Here is an 18,881-nt window from a genome sequence, read left to right as displayed (position 1 = left end):
GGAAGGGGCCGGGCGTGCTCTCGCTTCAGCGGCCCAGTTGCACCGTGACCGGCTCATGGCGCGGCGCAGTCACGTCCACCCGCGCAGGGGCATATCCAGCGGCGCTCACCTTGATGCGGTAGGTGCCGGGTGCGGGCAGGTGCAGGGTGCCGGGGGCCTGCCCCAGCCGGGCGCCGCGTTGCCAGCCGGCGGCGGGTGGGGCACTGAGCAGGGTCAGGTCAGCCCGCTGCCCCGTTCCAGCGCCGAGAAGCTGAAAGGCCACGTCGCAGCACGGCGCGGGCGCAGCGCTCCGCAGGGCACGCGGCACGGCGCTCACGGCAAAGGCGAGCAGCAACACGCCCAGCGTGGGCAGCAGCCAGCGCAGCAGTTCCTCACGCGGGCCGCGCTGCCGCAGCACTTGCCGTTCTCCGTCGCGGCCCCAGCCCATGCGAATAGGCGCGAGCTGCCGCGCGGCGCGGACCATGCCCTGCGCGCGGGCAGCGGGCCGCTGGCGGGGGCGGCGCTGCACCTCGGCAATCTCGGCGAGTTCGCCCCCCAGCGCCGCGCCAGGCACCAGCACGCTCGCCGGACGCTCACGCGGGGCCTGGGCACGCCGGGCCGCCGCGAGCCGGGCGTCGAGCGCCACCTGTTCTTCCCACGCCTGCTGCTCCAGCCGCCGACGTTCCTGGGGCGAGGCGCCCCCGTGCTCCTCTGCTGAAGCGGGTGGCACCGCAACCGAGACAGTGCTCTGCGCCCCGGCGGGCGTCTGCAACTGCTCCACCTCCGCCGCTGTCCGCCGCAGCCGCAACTCGCTGAGGTCCAGTCGGCGGCGGTGGTCGGCCTTGAGCCGGTCCCGCGCCTGTCGCCCCGCCGCCCGGCGCACCGCACGGGGCCGGGCCGGAGCCGCAGATTCGGATACAAGAGATTCAGTCTCCACTGCGGGCGCGGCTTCCGCCGGTGAGGGCTCACTCAGCCCGCCAAAGAGCGCAGTGGGCAGGGCCGGCTCAGGCGGCGTTTCCATCGCACTCTCACTTGCCGGGCGTCGCTGCATCTCGCTCACTTCAAGAGTGCTGGGCTGGGCCGCAATGACCACGACTTCGGAGGCAGCTTCCTGAGTGGCCGATTCCTCGGCGGCAAGAGCCACTTCCTGCGGCGACAGGGGGGCCGGGGTGACAGGCACCTCACTCTCCGGCAACGTTTGCACCGACGTGATTTCCTGCTCCACCGCTTCCACAGTGGGCGGCGCCCCCATCACATCGTCGGCGAGGGCGCCCCCCAGCACGATGTCGTCGGGACTGTCGAAGATGGCGGGGGGCGGTTCCTGCGCGGCTTTGAGGGCCGGCACGTGGGCCAGGGCGCCCGCGAGTTGCTGCTCGGAGAGGCCCATGTCGAGCAGGTCGAGAAATTCCTGGGCGCTGGCAAGGTCGGGCGCGCCGCGCAGGGCCGCTAGGAGGCCGGGCGGGGCGTCTATCGTTTCGAGCGCCGCGATCAGGTCGCGCAGATCGTCGAGCGGCTGTGGGCGCAGGCCGGGGCGCGGCAGCCCGGCGCCGGTCACGCGCACCTCGCCGTCCACCTCCCACAGTTGCGCCGCGTCGAGCGAGCCGTGCGCGAGGCCCTGACTGTGCAGGAAGGTCAGAGCCTCCAGTGCCCCCCGCGCCGCCTGGGTGGGATCGCGGGCCGGGCGGGTCTGCGGGGGCAGCTCGGTCGCCAGGTACGCCCCGGCCATTTCCACCACCATGTCGGTGAAAGGCAGCAGGCGCGGGTGCGCGGGCAGGCGCGGTGCGGGCGCGATGGCGCTCAGGGGGTGGAGCAGCACCGGCAGCCCGGTCAGGCGGTCGGCGGCCCACAGGGTACGTGCAGTGCTGCGGCGCGGCGCACTTTCACCCGCTGCCGGCGCCGCGCCGCGCCCCTCGCCGACCACGACTTCGCGCAACACCACATAGGGGCCGATGGACTTCATTGCGGCCCAGTATACGAAGTCGCTTCCCGGCGCGGGCGGCGCTTCCGGGGCGTTGCGTGTGTAACTTACACATTGTTTGCGAGATGCCGATTTCTACTGGGCAGCCCTACACATCATCCCCCTGATGTGGACCATGAGGCTGTGTTGCCGCTGAGTAGAGCCCGTGTTACTCTGCCCGCTGATGCCGCGCCGGCCCGCGGAACAGGAGTGCGATGCCCAAAAAGGAACGCAAACGCTTGCAGGTGGTGATCAGTGAGGAGCAGGACGCCCTGCTCACCCGCACCGCCTACGAACTGTCAAGTCCCGAACGCCTGATCAGCAAAAGCGAGGTCGTGCGCCTCGCCATCGAAAAAATCGCCAAGGACCTCGGCGAAGGCGAAAGCCTGGAAGACTACCGGGCGATTCTGGAATCCGAGGACATCAGCGACGAGTGATAGAGGAGGGCTGAGGGAAGGCCCCTCAATGCTCCTCTCGCTTGCTTAGATGCGGTAACGCGCCAGCTTGTCCTCGTCCAGTCGGTGCTCGCGCAACTCCGGCACGTTCAGCCAGCCGTCCTGAAACTCGATGGGCCGGTTGAGCAGGTCGTCGCCGAGCTTGAGCACGAAACTCAGTTCGCACGGCTCGGTCACTTCGGCCTGGGTGGAGAGCAGCGCGGCGTGCAGGGTGCCGAGGCCGGTGCTCGCCTGTGAGCCCACCATGCCACGTTTGCCGTGCTCGGCGGCGCGGCGCAGCATCTGGAGCCCGTCGGTAAAGCCGTTGCGGGCGGTTTTGACGTTGAGCACGTCGAAGGTGTCGAAGTCGAGTTCGCGCTCTAAGTCGGCGGGCGTAAAGCACGAGTCGTCGGCCACGATGGGCAGCACCCCGGCGGCGTGCAGCGCAGCGCGGGCGCGCAGGTCGCGGGCGGGGAGCGGCTCCTCGACATACATCAGCCCGGCCTCCCGCATCGCCGCGAGCACGTCGGGGGCCTGTTCGAGCGTCACNGCGTCGTTGCTGTCGGCATAGAGCTGCACGTCGTCTCCGTAGCGGCGGCGCAGCTCGGCAATCACTTGCAGGTCCTGTGCGGCGTGGCGTCCCACCTTCACCTTCAGGCAGCGCACGCCCGCCGCCACCACCCGTTCGGCCTCGGCCAGCATCTCGGCAGGGGGGGCGATGCCCAGAATGAAGCTGACCCGCACCCGCTCGTGAGGCCCGAGCAGCGTGTCGAAGAGGCTTTGCCCGCGTGACGCCGCCCGCGCTTCCCACAGCGCCATGTCGAGCGCGCCCCGCGCCGTGTGGTTGCCCGCGACACTGCCGCGCACCCGGTTCAATGCCGCCTCGTCCGCGATGTCGAGCCCCAGCAGCGCGGGTTCGAGGTGCTGCAAGATGGCCGTCACGCTGCCCGGCGTCTCGCCGTAGATGGTCGGGCGCGGGGTCGCTTCGGCCACGCCCACGCTGCCGTCGCTGAGGGTGACGCGCACCAGCACGTGCTCGGCGGCGCTCAGCGCGGAGTGCGCGCCCCAGGCGAGTTTGGACGTGAGCGGCAGGCGGTAGGGCAGGGCTTCGACGGAGGTGATGCGCGCAGTCATGGAATAGGGCCTCCAGAGACGGAATGCGATGGAAGGAGCAGGCGGCAGGGTCGGGCCGAGCAGGAAAGAGGCAGGTGAAGGCTGACTTACGGCTGAGTAGCCCACGCCCGCACCGCCGCGCCCACCTGCTCCGGCGAAAACTGCACGGTGTCGAGAATCAGCGCCCGCTCAGAGGGTAGGGTTCGCAGCACGGCTTCAGCGGCGCCGGGGTCGTAGTTGCGCCGCTCGCTCACCACGATTTTGGTCTTGGCGAGGATGTCTTCGGCGCGGTGGCCTTCGCTCACCAGCCCGGCGAGGGCGTCGAGGTCGGCGGCAGTAAAGACTTCGGCACTGCCTGTGAGCCCGCCCAGCGCGGCGCGGAGGTCTTCGGCCCCATCCGCCTGAATCTGGTCGAAGCGGTCCCCGCGCCCCAGCAGGCGGCGCACCCGCACCGGGTCAGGGGCCCCCAGCGCCACGAAACGCCAGCGCGGAAAGTGCTCGGCGGCGTAGCGCACCTCGTCCTCACCGCGCAGCCCGTCGAAAACCGGAGCTTCTCCCCACTGCCCGGTGTCAGCGAGCAGCGACCCAAGCGCCTGCGCCATGCCGCCGGGGTGAGCCTGACGGTAAAGCGCGGTCAGGCGAAAGCGTTCCTCGCGGTCCCGGACCGGGCCGCCCGCCTGCGGCCAGATCATCACCGCGTCGGTCACTTCACGGCGGTCGGGCAGCACCTTCAGCGCGGCGTCGGTGGCTTGCAGGGCAGCGAGCGCGGTGCTTTTGCCCACGCCGGTCACGCCGACGAGCACGGTCAGCGGCAACTCGCCCAGCGGGCGCTCGGCAGATTTGGGCGGCGAGTCGGCGGCCCGCAGGCCGGGCAGGGGAGAAGCGGACATCGGGGCGAGGCTAGCGTCTGTGCAGGGCGGGGGCCGGGCCGTTGTCTGTGAGAGGTGGCGAGAGGTGAACACTCAAGCCTCGTAACCCTGTCGCCTCGTAATCCTGTTCCTTGTGCCGCCCGGTGCTGGGCCGCATACTCGCCCTCATGCTGCGCGGCGTTCTGGACCAACTCGGCGAGATGGGCAATCTCGTTCCCCGCTACACCCAGCCCAGGTGCCTGCTCGACCGGCACGCGGTGGGGGGCTGCGCCGTGTGCGTGGACGCCTGCCCGCACGAGGCGGTGACGGTCAACGCCGGGGGCTACGCCGTCGAAATCGACCCCGAGCGCTGCACCGGCTGTGGCCTGTGCGTGCAGAGCTGCCCGTCCGGGGCGCTGGAATACGACCTGCTCGCCCCGCTCGAAAGCGTGCAGCAGCAGCGCGCCACTGCGGCGGGCGAGGCCACCCTGACCTGTTCGCAAAGCGGCGCGGGTGGCCCGCAACTGCCCTGCCTGGGCCGGGTGACACCTGCGCTCCTGACGGCGGCGGGCGGGTGGGGCATTCCGCTCACCCTGATTCACGGCGAGTGCGAAAGCTGCCCGGTGGGCCGCCCCGATGTGCCGCAGCGGCTGCTCGGGGTGATGAACGAGACCCAGACCCTGCGCCGCGCCACGGGCCGCCCCGCCGAGGTGACCCTGCGCCCGGCGGTGCCCGAAGACGGCGAACGGGCGCAAAAACTCACCCGGCGCGGGGCCTTCAGCGCCCTGTTTCGGGCCGGGTCGCAGCAACTCGCCCAGCGCCTGCCCGAGCGACCGCTGCCCTTCGTAGACTGGTCCGAACCCGAGCAGCGCACCCCCGCCGAGTGGCAGTGGCGCAAGAAGGCACTCGGCACGCCGCTGCCGCAGGACGTGGGCATCGACTGGCCCGCCCCGGTGGTGGACGACAGCTGCATCGACTGCCCGGTGTGTGCCAACGTCTGCCCGACCCAGGCCATTACCCGCAACCTGCAACCGGAAGGCGGCGTGCGGCTGCTGCTCGACCTCTCGGCCTGCACCGGCTGCATGGCCTGCCTGCGCTCGTGCCCGCCCCAGGCCATTCACGAGCAGCGGCAGTGGCTCTCGCCCGCCTTCGAGCTGCCGATTTTGCTGCGCGAGAGCGACTCGGTGATGTAGACCGGTTTACTTCGCCGGTTCGCTGACCGTCACTTCGGGCGCGGTGCCCCATTCCGAGAGCATTCCCGAGGCGATTTCGCGGAAGATGGGCGCGGCGACCTGCGAGCCGTGGTGCTCGCCTTGCGCGCCGTGCACCATGACCGCTACCGTGACGCGCGGGGTGTCGCTGGGGAAAAATCCGGCGTAGGTGCTCTTGTACACGCTGTTGGAGTAGCCGTTTTCGGTCGCCACCTGCGCCGTGCCGGTCTTACCGCTCAGGTCGTAGCCTTCGAGGCTGGCGAACTTGCCCTCGACCACGATGGCCTTGAGCATTTCGCGCACGGTGCGGGCCGAGGCCGCGCGGACCACCTCGTGCCGTTCGCCCGCCGGGGCACCTTCGATCAGGCGCGGCGTGACATACAGCCCGTCGTTGGCGACCGCGTTGTAGGCCGCCGCCACTTGTAGGGTGGTGCCGCTCACGCCCTGGCCGAACGAGTTGGTGGCCCTCTCGAGGTCGTTCCACTTGTCGATGGGCTTGAGGATGCCCTGCGCGGTCACGGCGCCGGTCAGGTTCACCGGCTGCCCGAAGCCGTAGGCGGCGAGGTAATCGCGCAGCTTCTGGTAGGTGAAGCCCTCGACGATGTGGCTCATGCCCACGTTCGACGAGTAGCGCAGCACCTGCTGGGTGGTCAGGCTGCTGGGATGGTCCACCGCGTCCCCGATGGTGTGGCCCCAGCGCCCGCCGACGTGCCGGCTCATGGGAGTTTCGTACACCGTGTCGGGGGTGGTGATGCCGTCGTTGAGCGCGGCGGCGATGGTGAGCGCCTTCATGGTCGAGCCGGGCTCGTAGGCGTCGAGAAAAGCGCGGTTCTTGACCCGCTCCTGGGTGTCGGGCTTGCCGCGCCAGTTGCCGGGGTCGAAGGGCGGATAGGTGGCGGCGGCGAGAATGCGCCCGGTGCGGGTTTCGAGCATGATGACCGCGCCGTACTGGCCCTGATGGGCCTGCACGCCGCGCGCGAGGGCGGCCTCGGCAATCGCCTGCGCCGAGGGGTCGAGGGTGAGTTGCACGCTTTGCCCGGTCTGCAAGGTGTCGTTGGCCGTGCGCTCGACGCCTTCAAGGCCGCCCGAGTCGCCCAGCATCCCCAGCACCTGCCCCGCCAGGGCGCCCTGCGGGTAGACGCGCTGCTCGCCGAGGGTGCGGGCGAGCACGCTGCCGTCGCCGGCGAGGATGCTGCCGCGCACGGTTTCGTGCTTGGTGGTAATCGAGTTGGGCGGTCCCCACTCAATCTGCGCGTAGGCCCACACCAGCGTGGCGAACATCACCAGGGCGATGACCTGCATCCAGCGCGAGCGGGTTCCGAATCTTCAGTTCCATTGGATCTTCACCTTCAGCGGCTCGCTGGGAGCCTGAGGAAGTGGCGGCACGGCCTGCGTGCCCAGGTCGCGCGAGGTCTTGGGGGCCTCGGCGGTGAGCACCATGCCGTTTTGCAGGGCCCACTGGCGCACGCGGGTGTCGGCGAGCAGCGTCTGCACCCGCAGTTCACGCTGGTCGCGCTCCTGGGTGAGCTGCTTTTCCTGGGTGCGGGCGGCCAGCAGTGCCGGGCGCACGTCGCGGGTCAGCGAGCGGGTGCTCAGGAGCGTCAGCGCCAGCAGCAGGTAGGTCAGCAGCAGCTTGACCGCCCGGCGGCGCCAGCGGGCCGGGTCAGCGCTTAAGCGGCGGCGCGGCATTCAGGAGCCCTCCGGCGCGGCGGCCCGTTCGCCCACTCGCAACTTGGCGCTGCGGGCGCGGGGGTTGTCGACCTGCTCGCTCTCGGCGGCCACGATGGGCCGCTTGGTGAGCGGGGTAAGCACGTCACTGCCGAGCAAAAAGCGCTTGACGATGCGGTCTTCGAGCGAGTGAAAGCTGATGACCGCCAGCCGCCCGCCCGGAGCGAGAAGGCCTTCGGCGGCGCTCAGGCCGTCACGCAGCGCCCCGAGTTCGTCGTTGACGTAAATCCGCAGCGCCTGAAAAGTGCGCCGGGCCGGGTGAATGCCCTTGGAAAACCCCGGATACGCCCGCTTGATGATCTCCGCGAGCTGCACCGTGGTTTCGATGGGCGCTTTCTCCCGCGCCTGCACGATAAAACGGGCGATGCGGCGTGAGTGCCGCTCCTCGCCGTATTCATAAATCAGGGCGGCGAGTTCGGTCTCGTCGAGGTCGTTGACCACGTCGGCGGCGGACTCGCCGCTCTGGCTCATGCGCATGTCGAGCGGGGCCTCGGTGTGGTACGAAAAGCCGCGCCCGGCGTCGTCGAGCTGAAAGCTGCTCACGCCGATATCGAGCAAAATGCCGTCCACCTGCGTGACGCCCGCGGCGGGCAGCAATTCGGCCATGTCACGGTAGTTGCCCTGCAAGACGTGCAGGCCGGGCAACGCCGCTTGCCGGGCGCGGTCCAGAGCGTAGGGGTCCTGGTCGATGCCGTACACGGTCGCGCCGCGCCCCAACAGCAGCCGGGTGTGTCCGGCCCCGCCCAGCGTCCCGTCGACAAACACTTTGCCGGGGGCAGGGGCGAGGGCCTCCACGATTTCGGTCGCCAGAACCGGAACGTGCGAGAAGGTGGGGGGGGAGGCTTCAGATTCAGTTTGGGAAGGGGACACGGCCCCCTGATTTGCAGTCATGATGTTCACGCCACGAAGTTGGCGAGCAGGTCGGGTTGAGGAGGTTCGGCTTGCACCGCCGCGATGGCCGCTTCCCAGCGCTGGGGGTTCCAGAATTCCAGCCTGCCGGGAGCGCCGGCCACGATCACGTCGCTGTCGAGTCCGGCAAAAGCGCGCAGGGTCTGGGGAATACTGACCCGGCTCTGGTTGTCGAGCCGCGCTTTGCTGGCCCCGGAATAGAAAAACCGCACGAACGCCCGCGACCCGGCGTCCGTGAGGGGAAGGCCCTCGAGCTGCTCCTCGACCCGTTTCCAGCCCGGCAGGGGAAAGGCGTACAGGCACCCTTCCATTCCGCGCGTCAGAATCAGGCCGTCCTCCACGAATTCACGGAAGGCCGGTGGCATCACCACGCGGCCCTTGTCGTCAATCGTGTAGGGGTATTCACCAAAAGGCAACGGGGGTCTTCTCCTCAGCGGTTCCGGCACGGGGGCGAAAAAGTCGCCCAGGACGCACCGGAAGAAAGTCGATACAGGAAAGGCAGCCCAGCCCCGCGCCGTGGGGCACGTTTCTGAACTGACGTTAAAAGTGTAACAGCGTTCACCACGCTTTACCACCGATTCCCACCACGCCGCCGCTTTTTTTCCTGTCTCGGGCCGGGGCTCCCACACTCTCCCAGCTTCTTGAAGGCTTCGGGGGACACTCTCCCCACACTTCTCCCACTACCCTGGGCCTCATGACTGCCCGCCTCGCCCTGCAAGCCGGAGCCCTGCTCGCCGCCCTGAGTGTGGCGCTCGGCGCCTTCGCCGCGCACGCCCTCAAGTCCCGGCTCGACCCTTCCATGCTCGCCAACGTAGAAACCGGCGCCCGTTATCAGATGTACGCCGCGCTGGCGCTGCTGCTGCTCGGCGCCCTGCCCTTCACCACCCGCGCGGGCTGGCCGCTGCTGCTCGGCGCAGTGCTGTTCAGTGGCTCGCTCTACCTGATGGCGCTGACCGGCCTGCGCTGGTTGGGCGCGGTCACGCCCATCGGCGGCGTGCTGATGATCGTGGGCTTCGTGCTGCTCGCCCTCGACGCCGCCCGCCGTTGATAAAGCAGGCCCCCGCCACGCGGACGGGGGCAGCGGAGCGGAAAACGCCAATTACTGGCTGAGCGTTCCGATGATGCTGAACATCGGCAGGAACATCCCGGCCACGATCAGGCCGACGATGCCGCCCAGAAACACGATCATCATCGGTTCGATGGCGGCGGTCAGACTCTCGACGGCCTCGTCCACCTCGCGGTCATAGAAGTCGGCAACCTTGTTGAGCATGTTGTCGAGCGACCCGGTTTCCTCGCCGATGGCGACCATGCTGACCACCATCGGCGGAAAGACTTTGCTGGTCGCCAGACTTGAACTCATCTGGTCCCCCGAGATCACCACGTTCTTAGCGTTCTCGATGGTTTCTTCGACGATCGCATTGTCGGCGGTGCCCTTGGTGATTTCCAGCGACTCGATAATGTTGACCCCGCTGCTGACGAGCAGGCCAAAGGTGCGGGCAAACGAACTGATGGCGCTTTTCTGGATCAGGTTGCCGAACACCGGCAAGCGCAACTTAAAGTCGTCAATGGCGTGACGGCCCTGGGGCGTGCGGTAGTACCAGCGGTAAGCGAGCACGATCACAGCGATGATGGCGAGCAGCAGCAGGCCCGAGTGCTGCAAGAAGTTGGAGACCGCCATCAGCATGCGCGTGATGAAAGGGAGCGGCGCATTGAGCTGCGTCAGGATGCCGGCGAACTGCGGCACCACGGTGGTCAGTAGGAAGTAGGTGATCCCTAGGGCGAAGACCAGCACCACCGTGGGGTAGGTCAGCGCGCTCTTGATCTTGCCCTGCAACGCGAGCTGCTTTTCCTGAAAGTCGGCGATACGCTCGAGCACCGTGTCGAGCGTGCCGCTCGTTTCTCCGGCGCGGACGAGGTTGATGAACAGCCGCCCGAAGATCTTGGGGTGCTGTTGCAGTGCCTCGCTGAGCGGCTGGCCCGACTCGACCTCGCCGCGCACCTTTTTGATCACGGCCTCGAAGGTCTTGTTGTCGAGCTGGCGCTGCAAGATGGCGAGCGACTGCACCAGCGGCACCCCGGCATTGATCAGGGTAGCGAGCTGCTTGCTGAAGACCGCCACCTGCTTGAGTCCCGGCGGGCGGTCGGTGAGACCTGGAATCTTGATGTCGGCGTTCAGGCCCGTCTTGGGGGCCTTGATTTCCAGAATCATCAGGTTGCGGGCCCGCAGCGCGTCGCGGACCTGGGCTTCGGAGTCGGCCTCCATCTGGGATTTGAGGGTCTGACCCCCCCGGTCCCGGGCGCGATATTCGTAGACCGGCATATGGGAGTGAGTATAGTCGGCAGCGTCTTGCGCGAACCTTACACCCCCGCGCGGGCCCTTTTTTGCGCCTATGACCGACTTTGCCGCTTTGCCGTCACCCGAGTCTCTGCCGTCCGGTTTCCTGCCGCCCGAGCTGCTCCGCGCCGCCGCTGATGTGCTGGACCGGGGCGGGGTCGTCGCTTACCCCACCGAAACCGTCTGGGGCCTCGCCGCTCGCCCCGCCGCCGCCGCCGAGCTCTACCGTCGCAAGGGCCGCGAGGCGAACAAGCCACTCCAGCTTTCCTGCCCGGGCGCCGCCGCCGCGCTCGCGCTCGCCGTGCCCAGTCCGGCGCTGCTCGCCCTGAGCGCGTGCTGGCCGGGACCCTTGACCGTGGTGACGCCGGGCCGCCCCGAACGGCTCGAAGACTGGGGCGCGGGCGCCGAGGCGGTGGCACCGGACGGCTGGTTGGGCCTGCGGGTGCCCGCGCATCCGGTGGCGCTGGCGCTGCTGAGTGCTGCCGGGGGGCCACTGGCGACCACCAGCCTTAATCCCAGCGGGCAGGCGGCGGCGACCACCCAGGCTGAAGCCGAGGCCTACGCGCTCGCCGACCTGACCCTGCCGGAACCGGCGGGCACGGCGGACCGGCCCCCCGCCGCGCCGAGCACCGTGCTGCGCCTGCCCGCTGAGGGCGAAGACACGGCGCGGATGCTGCGGCTGGGAGGCCTGAGTCAGGCCGACCTCGCGGCGCGGCTGGCCCCACTGGGCGTGCGGGTGACCCTTTGAGTGTCGATACGGAGCAACCAGCCCGGCCTCAGGCGCTCATCGGGGCCGCGTTGCTGGCGGCGGGGCGGCCCGTGCGGCTGCGTGAACTCGCGGGCGTGCTGGGCCTCGGTGAGGACGCCACCCTGCGGGCGGTGCAGGCGTTCGCGGCGGCGCTGGAAGCTGCGGGGCTGGGCATCACCCTGGAAGCCGTAGCAGGCGGCTACCGCTTGATCGTGCCGCCGGGCCTCGCCGGGCACCTCGCACCGCTGCTGGCCCCGGCGCCGCTGCCGAGCCTCAGCAACGCCGCGCTCGAAGTGCTGGCGATCATCGCCTATCGCCAGCCGGTCACGCGGGCTGAAATCGAAGCGATGCGCGGGGCGAGCGCGGGCACGGTGCTCACCTTGCAGGAGCGCGAACTCGTCAAGGTGGTGGGCCGCAGCGACGCCGTGGGTCAGCCGCTGCTCTACGGCACCACCGAGAAGTTTCTGCTCGAATTCGGCCTGGGGAGCTTGCAGGACCTCCCGCCACTGCAAGGCGCCGATTTCTCGCATCTGCTGCGGAGTTGAGCGGCAGAGCGCGGTTACACCCGAAATTAATTCTCCGTGTGCCCGCACAGGCGAAAGAAACGTGGCAGAGACGCCGGTTAGACTGCCAGCAAGGCGGTTCGTGATGACCCTGAGTAACCTCGCTGATTTCGATGCCCTGCAACTGCTGCTGCTGCTGGCCCAGGGCAAACGCACCGGGGTTCTGCGGGTGCAGCGGCCCGATGCGCTGTTCCGCTGCTGGCTCGAAGAAGGCCGGGTGCGGCGGGTGTCACTTCAGCATTTGCGCGGCGGTCTGAGTGACCGTGACCTGGAAGGCGCGTGACGCCCTGGTCGCGCTCCTGCGTGAGCCGAGCGGTCACTTTCAGTTCGACGAGGGGGTGCGCGGGTCGTACCGGCCCCTCAATTCGCCTTTCGATGTGGTGGCCTACGCCGCGCTGCGCGAGTTGCCCGCGCCCGAGTTGCCCTTCCCCGGCCCGGCGCGCATCACCGACGCAGAGCGGCTGGCGCGGTTGCCGCTGTCATTGCACGAGCATCAGGTCTTGGACCGAATCGCGGCGCAGGTGCCTCTGAGCGAACTGGCCGACGACCCCGAGGCCGCCGCCGTCGCTGCCCGGCTGGCGCGGTTGGGCCTGCTGCGTCAGAGGCGGCTGCGGACCGCCCGGCTGCTCGTCGAGGTGACGCACGAGGTCGCGGGCGTGGTCCTGGTGGACGCCATGATCGTGGACCGCTGGCAACAGGACCTCAAGCGCCTGCCGCAGTTCGTGGGCGTGCGCGACGACGGTGGCAAGAGTTACCGTTTCCCCCTGCGCGGGCACCCGGAGGTGGGGGCGCTGATCTACATTCCGCCCGATGTGCTCACCAAAACCCGCCTACAAGTGGGGGAGAGTGTGCTCGTCAAGCCGCTGTGAGTGCTGACCTACTCGCCCAGCTCAGCGGGCCATAAGTTCAGCGGGTCAGGAACAGCCGCGCCGCCACCAGCACCACGATGAGGCCGTACATCCACTTCACGAAGGCCGAGCCGCGCAGCATCGCCATCCGCGCCCCCAGGGTGGCCCCGAGCGCGTTGGCGACGCCCATCGGCAGGCCGATCCACCAGACCATATTCCCGCCGATGAGGAAGGCGATAAAGGCACCGAGGTTGGTCGCAAAGTTGATGGTGCGGGCGTTGCCGCTCGAACGCACGAGGTTGAAGCCCGCCAGCGCGAAAAGAAACATGGCGAAGGTGCCGGTGCCGGGGCCAAGAAATCCGTCGTACATGCCAATAATGAAGGTGCCCGGCAGCGTGAGCGCGAGCACGCGCGGCGTCAGGCCGGGGGAGCGATCTTCGAGGCCAAAGCGTTTGTTGGCGAGCACCAGCGCTCCCACACCCAGAATCACGAAGCCCACCAGCGTCTTGAAGGTGTTGGGGTCCACGAAGCGCACCAGATACGCCCCCAGCGCGCTTCCGGCGAGCGCCAGCGGAATCAGCCGCAGCACCAGCGCCCGCTCGACGTGACCCCCCCGCCAGAACTGCACGGTGGCGCTCGCCGAGCCGAAAATGGCGAGCAGCTTGTTTGTCGCCACCACCTGCGCGGGCGCGAGGCCCATGAAAAACAGCGTCGGCAGGGTGATGGTGCCCCCACCCCCCGCCACCGCGTCTATAAAACCAGCGAGAAAGGCGAGCGGCAGACCGTAGAGCAGCACTTCGGGACCCGGCACGGGGGGCAGTGTACCCTCCTCCCTGACGGCGGGGTCGGGCCGCCCCAGGTTTGGATTCAGGTCCGTCTCACTTTCAACTGATGCGGGCGAGGGAATACTCCGGGTATGGCAAACGTGTATACCGCCGAAGCAACCGCCACGGGGGGCCGCGCCGGAACGACCCGCAGCAGTGACGACCGCCTCAACCTGGACCTGAGCGTGCCCGCCGAGATGGGCGGCGACGGCGGCCCCGGCACCAACCCCGAGCAGCTCTTCGCCGCTGGCTACGCCGCCTGCTTTCAGGGTGCGCTGGGCGTGGTGTCCCGCCGCCAGAAGATCGACGTGCCCGCCGACTCCACCATCACCGCCCGCGTGGGCCTGCAAAAGGCGGGCCTGGCGTTCGCGCTCGACGTGGAACTCGAAGGGCATTTCCCGGGCCTGTCGCGCGAGCAGGCCGAGGGCCTGATGCACGCCGCCCACGAGGTCTGCCCCTACAGCGCGGCGACCCGCAACAACGTGGACGTGCGACTCAAAGTCCGCGAATAAGACACCGACGAAAGAGGGCCGGACACTGCAACAGGTGTCCGGCCCTTCTCGTCTGGCTCAGTCCTGCGGCATTTCCAGTTGCACGGCGCCCACCGCTTCGAGCGCGCCGGCCAGGGCCAGCAGCCGCTCGTCTTGCAGGGCGGGGGCGATGAACTGCACGCCCACCGGCAGGCGCTTGCCGTCCACCTCTTCAAATCCGGCGGGCACGCTCAGGGCGGGCAGCCCGGCGAGGTTGACCGCCACGGTGTCCACGTCGGCGGCGTACATGGCGAGGGGATCGCTCGCCTTCTCGCCGCGCCGGAAGGCGGGAAAGGGGCTGGTGGGCGTGACCAGCACGTCGTACTGCCCGAAAGCTGTGGTGAACTCGTCGGCAATCAGGCGCCGGACTTTCATCGCTTTGGCGTAGTAGGCGTCGTAGTAGCCGCTGGAAAGCGCGTAGGTGCCCAGAAGAATGCGCCGCTGCACTTCCTGACCGAAGCCCTGCTCGCGGGTCAGGGTCATGCTGCGGGTCACGTCGCCGCCGGGGACGCGTTCGCCGTAGACCATGCCGTCGTAGCGGGCGAGGTTGCTGCTCGCTTCCGGCATGGCGATGAGGTAATAGGCGGCGATGGCGTACTCCAGCTCGGGAATGCTGACCTCGCCCACTACTGCGCCCGCGCCGCGCAGAGCGTCGAGAGTGGCGCCCAGCGCAGCTTCCACGCCGGGGGTGTTGCCGCCGAGCGATTCGCGGATGACACCGACCCGCAGCCCGCGCAGGCTGTCGGCGCCGCCCACCGCGAACCGGGCGGGGGCGTCCAAGCTGGTCGCGTCACGCGGGTCGTGTCCGGCAATCACGTTCATCAGCAGGGCAAGGTCTTCCGCCGAGCGGGCAAAGGGGCCGATCTGGTCGAGGCTGCTCGCGTAGGCCACCAGCCCGTAGCGGCTGACGCGGCCATAGGTCGGCTTGAAGCCGTATACGCCGCACAGCGCCGCCGGCTGCCGCACCGAGCCGCCGGTGTCGCTGCCGAGGCTGACCGGCGAGATGCCCGCCGCCACCGCCACCGCGCTCCCGCCCGAGGAGCCGCCGGGCACCCGCTCGTGGTCCCAGGGGTTGAGGGTGGGGCCGCTCGCGCTGCTCTCGGTGCTCGAGCCCATGGCGAACTCGTCCATGTTGGCTTTGCCGACGATGACTGCGCCCGCGCCTTGCAGTTTCTGCGCGGCAGTGGCGGTGTAGGGGCTGACATAGTTCGCCAGCATCCGGCTGCCGCAGGTGGTGCGGGTGCCGGTCACGTTGATGTTGTCCTTGACGACGATGGGCACGCCCGCCAGCGGCAGGGTTTCGCCGGCCTGCATGCGGCCCTGCACGGCGGCGGCCTGCTCCTCGGCGTGGCTATTCAAGCTGACTAGGGCGTTGAGGCCACGCACGGCTTCGGCGCGGGCCAGGGCACCGTGCAGGAGCTGCTGGGGGGTGGTCTCACCGCTCTGTACGGCGCGGGCGAGCTGGGCGGCGGTCTGAAAAGCGGCCATATCGCCGGGCAGTCTAGAGCAGTTCTCCGAATTACGCGTGCGTCGGCAGCAGCACCGCCACCCGCTCCATTCATCGCCCTGCTCCTTATTTTGTACTCGCTCCGCTCGCCAAAAAGCTGAGCCATCTTTTTGTCAAATGCTCTAGCGGGGCCGGGCGCAGGAACGGCAGGGCACATGGACAGCTCGCGAGTGAGCCTCCTGAAAGACCGCCCTCTTTACCCTGGGCCACATGCTCCCTCACGAACGGCTCTGGCAGGTGGCGCTGGCGGCGGGCGCTTTGCTCGTCGGCGGCCTGACCCTCGGCCCCGCGCTGCTGCCGCGCCCGCAGCTGCCGACGGTGACGCGCACGGCGCTGCCGCCCGTTCAGGCCGACGCGAACGCCGAGCCGCGGACTTACCCGACCACTGCGAGCGTCACGCCCCTCATCAGCGGGCGGGTGAACCTGAACACGGCGAGTCAGGAGCAGCTCGAAGCCCTTCCCAAAGTCGGCCCGGCGATGGCGAAGAAAATTATCGCCGGGCGGCCCTACCACTCGCTCGCTGACCTGGACCGCGTGAAAGGCGTGGGCGAAGCGACCCTCCGCACGCTGACGCCGCTGGTGAAATGGTGACTCGTGAAGGGGCGACCCGCTTCGACCCGCAAACGGGTGAGGTGCTGACTGCCCCTGCCCGCCGTCGGGGTCACCGCGCCGAGGCCGGGCGGCTGGCGTGGCCGCTCCCCCTCGCGCTCGGCATCATCGGCGGCATCGGGTGGCAGCTCGGGCTGGGGTGGGCCGCCGTGCCGCTGCTGCTCGGTGCAGCGTTGGCCCTGCTGGACGCCCGCCCGCTGCTGGCGGTGCTCGCGCTGCTCGGTGGAGGACTGGGGTACGGCTCGGCGCACTTGCAGGCCCGCGAGCCGGACCGCATCGCCCCCTGGATAGGTGCCCTCGTGACCCTGCGCGGCCACTGGGACGGGCAATTTCTGACGCTGGACGAGCCGAAAGCGCGGGTGGCCCTCGCTCCCAAACCGAGGCAAGGGCCGGGCGAAGTGGTGGTGGCCGGGCGGCTGATTCGCCCCGATGGCCGGCGTATTCCCGGCGGCTTTGACCAGGCGGCGTGGCTGCGCTCGCAAGGCGGGCTTCTGGTGCCCACGCCGAAAGCCGTGCTGGTGCGTGCCGAGGTCAAAAAGCATGTCCCGGAACGTGGCCTGCGCGGCTGGTTTCGTCGGGGCCTGAGTGCCCATCTCTCGCCCCGCAACGCTGCCCTGATGACGGCGGTGGAACTCGGCGAGCGCGGTGACATCGGACGCGAAACGTTTGATGAGGGCTTCTCGGTGCGCGACGCCTTTGCCCGCGCTGGGCTCGCGCACCTGATGGCGTTGAGCGGGCAGAACGTGGCGCTGCTGACTGGCACATTGATCTGGCTGCTCGGGTGGCTGGGGGCGCGGCCCAGCTGGCGCTATGGCCTGCCCGCCGCGCTGCTGCCCTTTTACCTGCTGCTCCTCGTCGGCGCCACACCGAGCATCACCCGCGCCGTGCTGATGGGCGGTGTGGCCCTGCTCGCGCTGATGGTGGGCCGGGGGCGGCCCGACCCGTTGGGCATCGTGGCGCTGACAGCGAGTGCCTGCCTGCTGTTGTTTCCGCTGTGGCTGCTGGACGTGGGGTTTCAGCTTTCCTTTCTGGCGGTCCTCGGCCTGCTGCTCTCGGGCAAACTGGCCGACCGGCTGCCGCAGCGCTGGCCGCAGTGGCTCAAGCTCGCGCTCGCGGCCACCGTGCTCGCCGAACTCGCCACCCTGCCAGTCATCGCGCACAATTTCGGGCAACTGCCGCTGGTGGGCTTGCCCGCCAACCTGCTCGCCGCGCCCATCATGGCGGTGCTGGTGCCGCTCGGCTTCCTCGCGGGGCTGCTCGGCCCGGCAGGCGGGCTGGTGAACTGGGCCGTGGCGCCGCTCGCTTCTGCTCTGCTGTGGGTCGCGCAGACTTTCGGCAGTGCCCCGGTGCTGGGCTGGGGCACGCTCGGCGCGGGCGGCTTTCTTGCCTACGCGCTCGCCGCTGTTGCGGGGATGGGTTGGCTGCTCGGGCGGGTGCGGGGGCAAGCCGCGTTGACCATTGCCCTCGCCTGCGCCGCGCTGTCCTGGCTGCCGGCCCAGTTGCGCCCCGCCCGCGAACTGGTCTTTCTGGACGTGGGCCAGGGCGACGCCACCCTGCTGCGGGTGCCGGGCCTGACGATGCTCGTGGACGGCGGCGGCTCGGTCGGCAGCGACTACGACGTGGGCCGGGGCACCGTGTTGCCGGCTTTGCGGGCTCTCGGGGTGCGGAAGCTGGACGTGGTGGTGGCGACGCACGCCGACACCGACCACATCGAGGGCCTTTCCAGCGTCCTGCGCGGTCTTCCGGTGGGCGAGTTGTGGGTGGGCCAGCTCAAAAAGGCGGGCGACGACCCGGTGCTCGACGCCGTGCTGACCGCTGCCCGTGAAAGAAATGTCCCGGTGCGCCAGATTCGGCGGGGCGACCAGGTGACGGCGGGACCGGTCAAAGTGACGGCTCTGTGGCCTGTCGGCAACGTCTGGTCCACTGCTGACAACGACAACTCGGTGGCGCTGCGGGTCGAGGACGGACCATTCCGTGCCGCCTTGCTCGGTGACTTGCCCGACCCCGCCGAGGCCCTGATTGGCCCCGGTCACCTCACGCTGCTCAAGGCCGCGCACCACGGCAGCCGCTACAGCACCGGCGAAGTCCTCCTCAAGCAGACGAAGCCGAAAGACGTGCTTATCAGCGTGGGACGCAACACTTACGGACACCCGACACAGGCGGTGCTCGACCGAATAGCCGCTGCCGGGGCGAAGGTATGGCGGACCGATCAGGTGGGAACGGTGCGGTGGCCTTTGCCTTGAAAGGCATGTCGTGGCTTTCAGGAAGGGGTTAGAGCGTAAGCTTTAGCTCTTTGCCCCACCCCCAACCCCCTACCCCAAAGGGACAGGGGCTTCAACGCTCCGCTGAGGACTGGCGTTGGGCGGAGGTTGCGCCTGCCGCTCAGCGTTTTACGGTTTCTGGCGGGTCTGGACGTTCGTGATTTCTGCGGACGCGAAGCCCGCGCACTGCGTGCACGACGGCCCTGTGGCAGCGGGCGGTGGTGTGGTGGGGTTGTAGGGGATATCTGCTGCGGCATCCCCTTTCTGAGCCTCCGCAGTGTTTGATGGAATGGTTTTTCGTTGGGACTGGTCTGGACGCCCCCTCACCCCTTTGCTTCGCAAAGGCCCTCTCCCCCTGCGGGAGAGGGTCAAAAAACGCCTTGGCTTTGGCCTTTTTTACCCACCCACGAAAAACCGTGAAACGCAGAACGCAAAGGCCGTCGGGCGCTGAAAGCGCACGGGCCTCACGTCCGCAGA

20 protein-coding genes are annotated in these 18,881 nt (G+C 69.0%); 10 read left to right on the top strand and 10 right to left on the bottom strand.

What is annotated here, in order from left to right; translation table 11 throughout:
* Positions 1-25 precede the first annotated feature (25 nt).
* The gene (locus DR_RS09590) at positions 26-1,939 is read right to left on the bottom strand and encodes a hypothetical protein (protein WP_010888508.1); all 1,914 of its coding nucleotides are present in this window, start codon (positions 1,937-1,939) and stop codon (positions 26-28) included.
* Positions 1,940-2,151: 212 nt separating this feature from the next.
* Here DR_RS09590 and DR_RS09585 point away from each other — a divergent pair, with 212 nt between their 5' ends.
* Entirely contained in the window at positions 2,152-2,373 is a 222-nt protein-coding gene (locus DR_RS09585; RefSeq protein ID WP_010888507.1) for a hypothetical protein, read from the top strand.
* Positions 2,374-2,418: 45 nt separating this feature from the next.
* On the opposite strand, the gene DR_RS09580 is transcribed toward DR_RS09585, so the two are convergent.
* Positions 2,419-3,504: an enolase C-terminal domain-like protein gene (locus tag DR_RS09580; RefSeq protein WP_164927980.1), complete on the bottom strand. Its 1,086-nt coding sequence runs from the start codon at positions 3,502-3,504 to the stop codon at positions 2,419-2,421.
* Between the two features lie 86 nt (positions 3,505-3,590).
* Positions 3,591-4,373 (bottom strand): ATPase, encoded by a 783-nt coding sequence (locus DR_RS09575; RefSeq protein WP_034350041.1) that lies wholly within the window; start codon positions 4,371-4,373, stop codon positions 3,591-3,593.
* A gap of 146 nt (positions 4,374-4,519) precedes the next feature.
* On the opposite strand from DR_RS09575, the gene DR_RS09570 reads away from it, so the two are divergent.
* Positions 4,520-5,524, top strand: a complete 1,005-nt coding sequence (locus tag DR_RS09570; RefSeq protein WP_010888504.1) for a 4Fe-4S binding protein — start codon at positions 4,520-4,522, stop codon at positions 5,522-5,524.
* 6 nt (positions 5,525-5,530) lie between these two features.
* On the opposite strand, the gene DR_RS09565 is transcribed toward DR_RS09570, so the two are convergent.
* The 4 genes from DR_RS09565 to mraZ are packed head-to-tail and all read right to left on the bottom strand — an operon-like array spanning position 5,531 to position 8,595.
* Positions 5,531-6,844 carry a peptidoglycan D,D-transpeptidase FtsI family protein gene (locus tag DR_RS09565; protein ID WP_010888503.1) on the bottom strand — a complete coding sequence of 438 codons (1,314 nt, stop codon included), beginning with the start codon at positions 6,842-6,844 and terminating at the stop codon, positions 5,531-5,533.
* Between the two features lie 24 nt (positions 6,845-6,868).
* Positions 6,869-7,231: a hypothetical protein gene (locus tag DR_RS09560; protein WP_010888502.1), complete on the bottom strand. Its 363-nt coding sequence runs from the start codon at positions 7,229-7,231 to the stop codon at positions 6,869-6,871.
* A complete protein-coding gene (gene rsmH / locus DR_RS09555; RefSeq protein ID WP_010888501.1) occupies positions 7,232-8,170 on the bottom strand; it encodes a 16S rRNA (cytosine(1402)-N(4))-methyltransferase RsmH in 939 nt (312 codons plus the stop codon). It abuts the gene before it with no gap.
* Positions 8,167-8,595 (bottom strand): division/cell wall cluster transcriptional repressor MraZ, encoded by a 429-nt coding sequence (mraZ, locus tag DR_RS09550; protein ID WP_010888500.1) that lies wholly within the window; start codon positions 8,593-8,595, stop codon positions 8,167-8,169. The genes rsmH and mraZ overlap by 4 nt, the downstream gene beginning before the upstream one ends.
* Before the next feature lie 278 nt (positions 8,596-8,873).
* Here mraZ and DR_RS09545 point away from each other — a divergent pair, with 278 nt between their 5' ends.
* Positions 8,874-9,227: a DUF423 domain-containing protein gene (locus tag DR_RS09545; protein ID WP_010888499.1), complete on the top strand. Its 354-nt coding sequence runs from the start codon at positions 8,874-8,876 to the stop codon at positions 9,225-9,227.
* A gap of 51 nt (positions 9,228-9,278) precedes the next feature.
* Here the strand turns inward: DR_RS09545 and DR_RS09540 are convergent, their stop codons facing one another.
* On the bottom strand, positions 9,279-10,499 hold the full coding sequence (locus DR_RS09540) for a type II secretion system F family protein (protein ID WP_010888498.1): 1,221 nt from the start codon (positions 10,497-10,499) through the stop codon (positions 9,279-9,281).
* Between the two features lie 70 nt (positions 10,500-10,569).
* On the opposite strand from DR_RS09540, the gene DR_RS09535 reads away from it, so the two are divergent.
* The 4 genes from DR_RS09535 to DR_RS09520 all read left to right on the top strand — a co-directional run bounded on the left by DR_RS09535 (position 10,570) and on the right by DR_RS09520 (position 12,694).
* Positions 10,570-11,262, top strand: coding sequence for an L-threonylcarbamoyladenylate synthase (locus tag DR_RS09535; RefSeq protein WP_010888497.1), 693 nt, complete (start codon positions 10,570-10,572; stop codon positions 11,260-11,262).
* A complete protein-coding gene (gene scpB / locus DR_RS09530) occupies positions 11,259-11,807 on the top strand; it encodes an SMC-Scp complex subunit ScpB (RefSeq protein ID WP_010888496.1) in 549 nt (182 codons plus the stop codon). The genes DR_RS09535 and scpB overlap by 4 nt, the downstream gene beginning before the upstream one ends.
* A gap of 103 nt (positions 11,808-11,910) precedes the next feature.
* Positions 11,911-12,108, top strand: coding sequence for a DUF4388 domain-containing protein (locus tag DR_RS09525; protein ID WP_164927979.1), 198 nt, complete (start codon positions 11,911-11,913; stop codon positions 12,106-12,108).
* Positions 12,083-12,694, top strand: a complete 612-nt coding sequence (locus DR_RS09520; RefSeq protein ID WP_010888494.1) for a hypothetical protein — start codon at positions 12,083-12,085, stop codon at positions 12,692-12,694. The genes DR_RS09525 and DR_RS09520 overlap by 26 nt, the downstream gene beginning before the upstream one ends.
* Positions 12,695-12,731: 37 nt before the next feature.
* Here DR_RS09520 and DR_RS09515 read toward each other — a convergent pair whose 3' ends face one another.
* Positions 12,732-13,484 (bottom strand): TSUP family transporter, encoded by a 753-nt coding sequence (locus DR_RS09515; RefSeq protein WP_010888493.1) that lies wholly within the window; start codon positions 13,482-13,484, stop codon positions 12,732-12,734.
* A 105-nt stretch (positions 13,485-13,589) separates the two neighbouring features.
* Here DR_RS09515 and DR_RS09510 point away from each other — a divergent pair, with 105 nt between their 5' ends.
* Entirely contained in the window at positions 13,590-14,009 is a 420-nt protein-coding gene (locus DR_RS09510) for an organic hydroperoxide resistance protein (protein ID WP_010888492.1), read from the top strand.
* A 57-nt stretch (positions 14,010-14,066) separates the two neighbouring features.
* Here the strand turns inward: DR_RS09510 and gatA are convergent, their stop codons facing one another.
* Positions 14,067-15,515 carry an Asp-tRNA(Asn)/Glu-tRNA(Gln) amidotransferase subunit GatA gene (gatA, locus tag DR_RS09505; protein ID WP_010888491.1) on the bottom strand — a complete coding sequence of 483 codons (1,449 nt, stop codon included), beginning with the start codon at positions 15,513-15,515 and terminating at the stop codon, positions 14,067-14,069.
* Positions 15,516-15,744: 229 nt separating this feature from the next.
* On the opposite strand from gatA, the gene DR_RS09495 reads away from it, so the two are divergent.
* Both DR_RS09495 and DR_RS09490 read left to right on the top strand, forming a co-directional pair.
* Complete coding sequence (locus tag DR_RS09495; RefSeq protein ID WP_010888490.1) at positions 15,745-16,125, top strand: ComEA family DNA-binding protein; 381 nt, start codon at positions 15,745-15,747, stop codon at positions 16,123-16,125.
* Complete coding sequence (locus tag DR_RS09490; protein ID WP_010888489.1) at positions 16,119-18,386, top strand: DNA internalization-related competence protein ComEC/Rec2; 2,268 nt, start codon at positions 16,119-16,121, stop codon at positions 18,384-18,386. The genes DR_RS09495 and DR_RS09490 overlap by 7 nt, the downstream gene beginning before the upstream one ends.
* Positions 18,387-18,881 lie beyond the last annotated feature (495 nt).

Origin of the sequence: Deinococcus radiodurans R1 = ATCC 13939 = DSM 20539 (genome assembly GCF_000008565.1) — a bacterium.
In the GTDB taxonomy this organism is placed as follows: domain Bacteria; phylum Deinococcota; class Deinococci; order Deinococcales; family Deinococcaceae; genus Deinococcus; species Deinococcus radiodurans.
This window is presented reverse-complemented; position numbering and strand designations above follow the sequence as displayed.

Coding starts and splice junctions, on each gene's coding strand:
- DR_RS09540 (WP_010888498.1), bottom strand. CDS start 10,499: ATGCCGGTCTACGAATATCGCGCCCGGGACCGGGGGGGTCAGACCCTC.
- DR_RS09560 (WP_010888502.1), bottom strand. CDS start 7,231: ATGCCGCGCCGCCGCTTAAGCGCTGACCCGGCCCGCTGGCGCCGCCGG.
- DR_RS09495 (WP_010888490.1), top strand. CDS start 15,745: ATGCTCCCTCACGAACGGCTCTGGCAGGTGGCGCTGGCGGCGGGCGCT.
- DR_RS09585 (WP_010888507.1), top strand. CDS start 2,152: ATGCCCAAAAAGGAACGCAAACGCTTGCAGGTGGTGATCAGTGAGGAG.
- DR_RS09535 (WP_010888497.1), top strand. CDS start 10,570: ATGACCGACTTTGCCGCTTTGCCGTCACCCGAGTCTCTGCCGTCCGGT.
- DR_RS09525 (WP_164927979.1), top strand. CDS start 11,911: ATGACCCTGAGTAACCTCGCTGATTTCGATGCCCTGCAACTGCTGCTG.
- DR_RS09570 (WP_010888504.1), top strand. CDS start 4,520: ATGCTGCGCGGCGTTCTGGACCAACTCGGCGAGATGGGCAATCTCGTT.
- DR_RS09565 (WP_010888503.1), bottom strand. CDS start 6,844: ATGCAGGTCATCGCCCTGGTGATGTTCGCCACGCTGGTGTGGGCCTAC.
- gatA (WP_010888491.1), bottom strand. CDS start 15,515: ATGGCCGCTTTTCAGACCGCCGCCCAGCTCGCCCGCGCCGTACAGAGC.
- DR_RS09510 (WP_010888492.1), top strand. CDS start 13,590: ATGGCAAACGTGTATACCGCCGAAGCAACCGCCACGGGGGGCCGCGCC.
- DR_RS09590 (WP_010888508.1), bottom strand. CDS start 1,939: ATGAAGTCCATCGGCCCCTATGTGGTGTTGCGCGAAGTCGTGGTCGGC.
- DR_RS09545 (WP_010888499.1), top strand. CDS start 8,874: ATGACTGCCCGCCTCGCCCTGCAAGCCGGAGCCCTGCTCGCCGCCCTG.
- DR_RS09575 (WP_034350041.1), bottom strand. CDS start 4,373: ATGTCCGCTTCTCCCCTGCCCGGCCTGCGGGCCGCCGACTCGCCGCCC.
- DR_RS09490 (WP_010888489.1), top strand. CDS start 16,119: ATGGTGACTCGTGAAGGGGCGACCCGCTTCGACCCGCAAACGGGTGAG.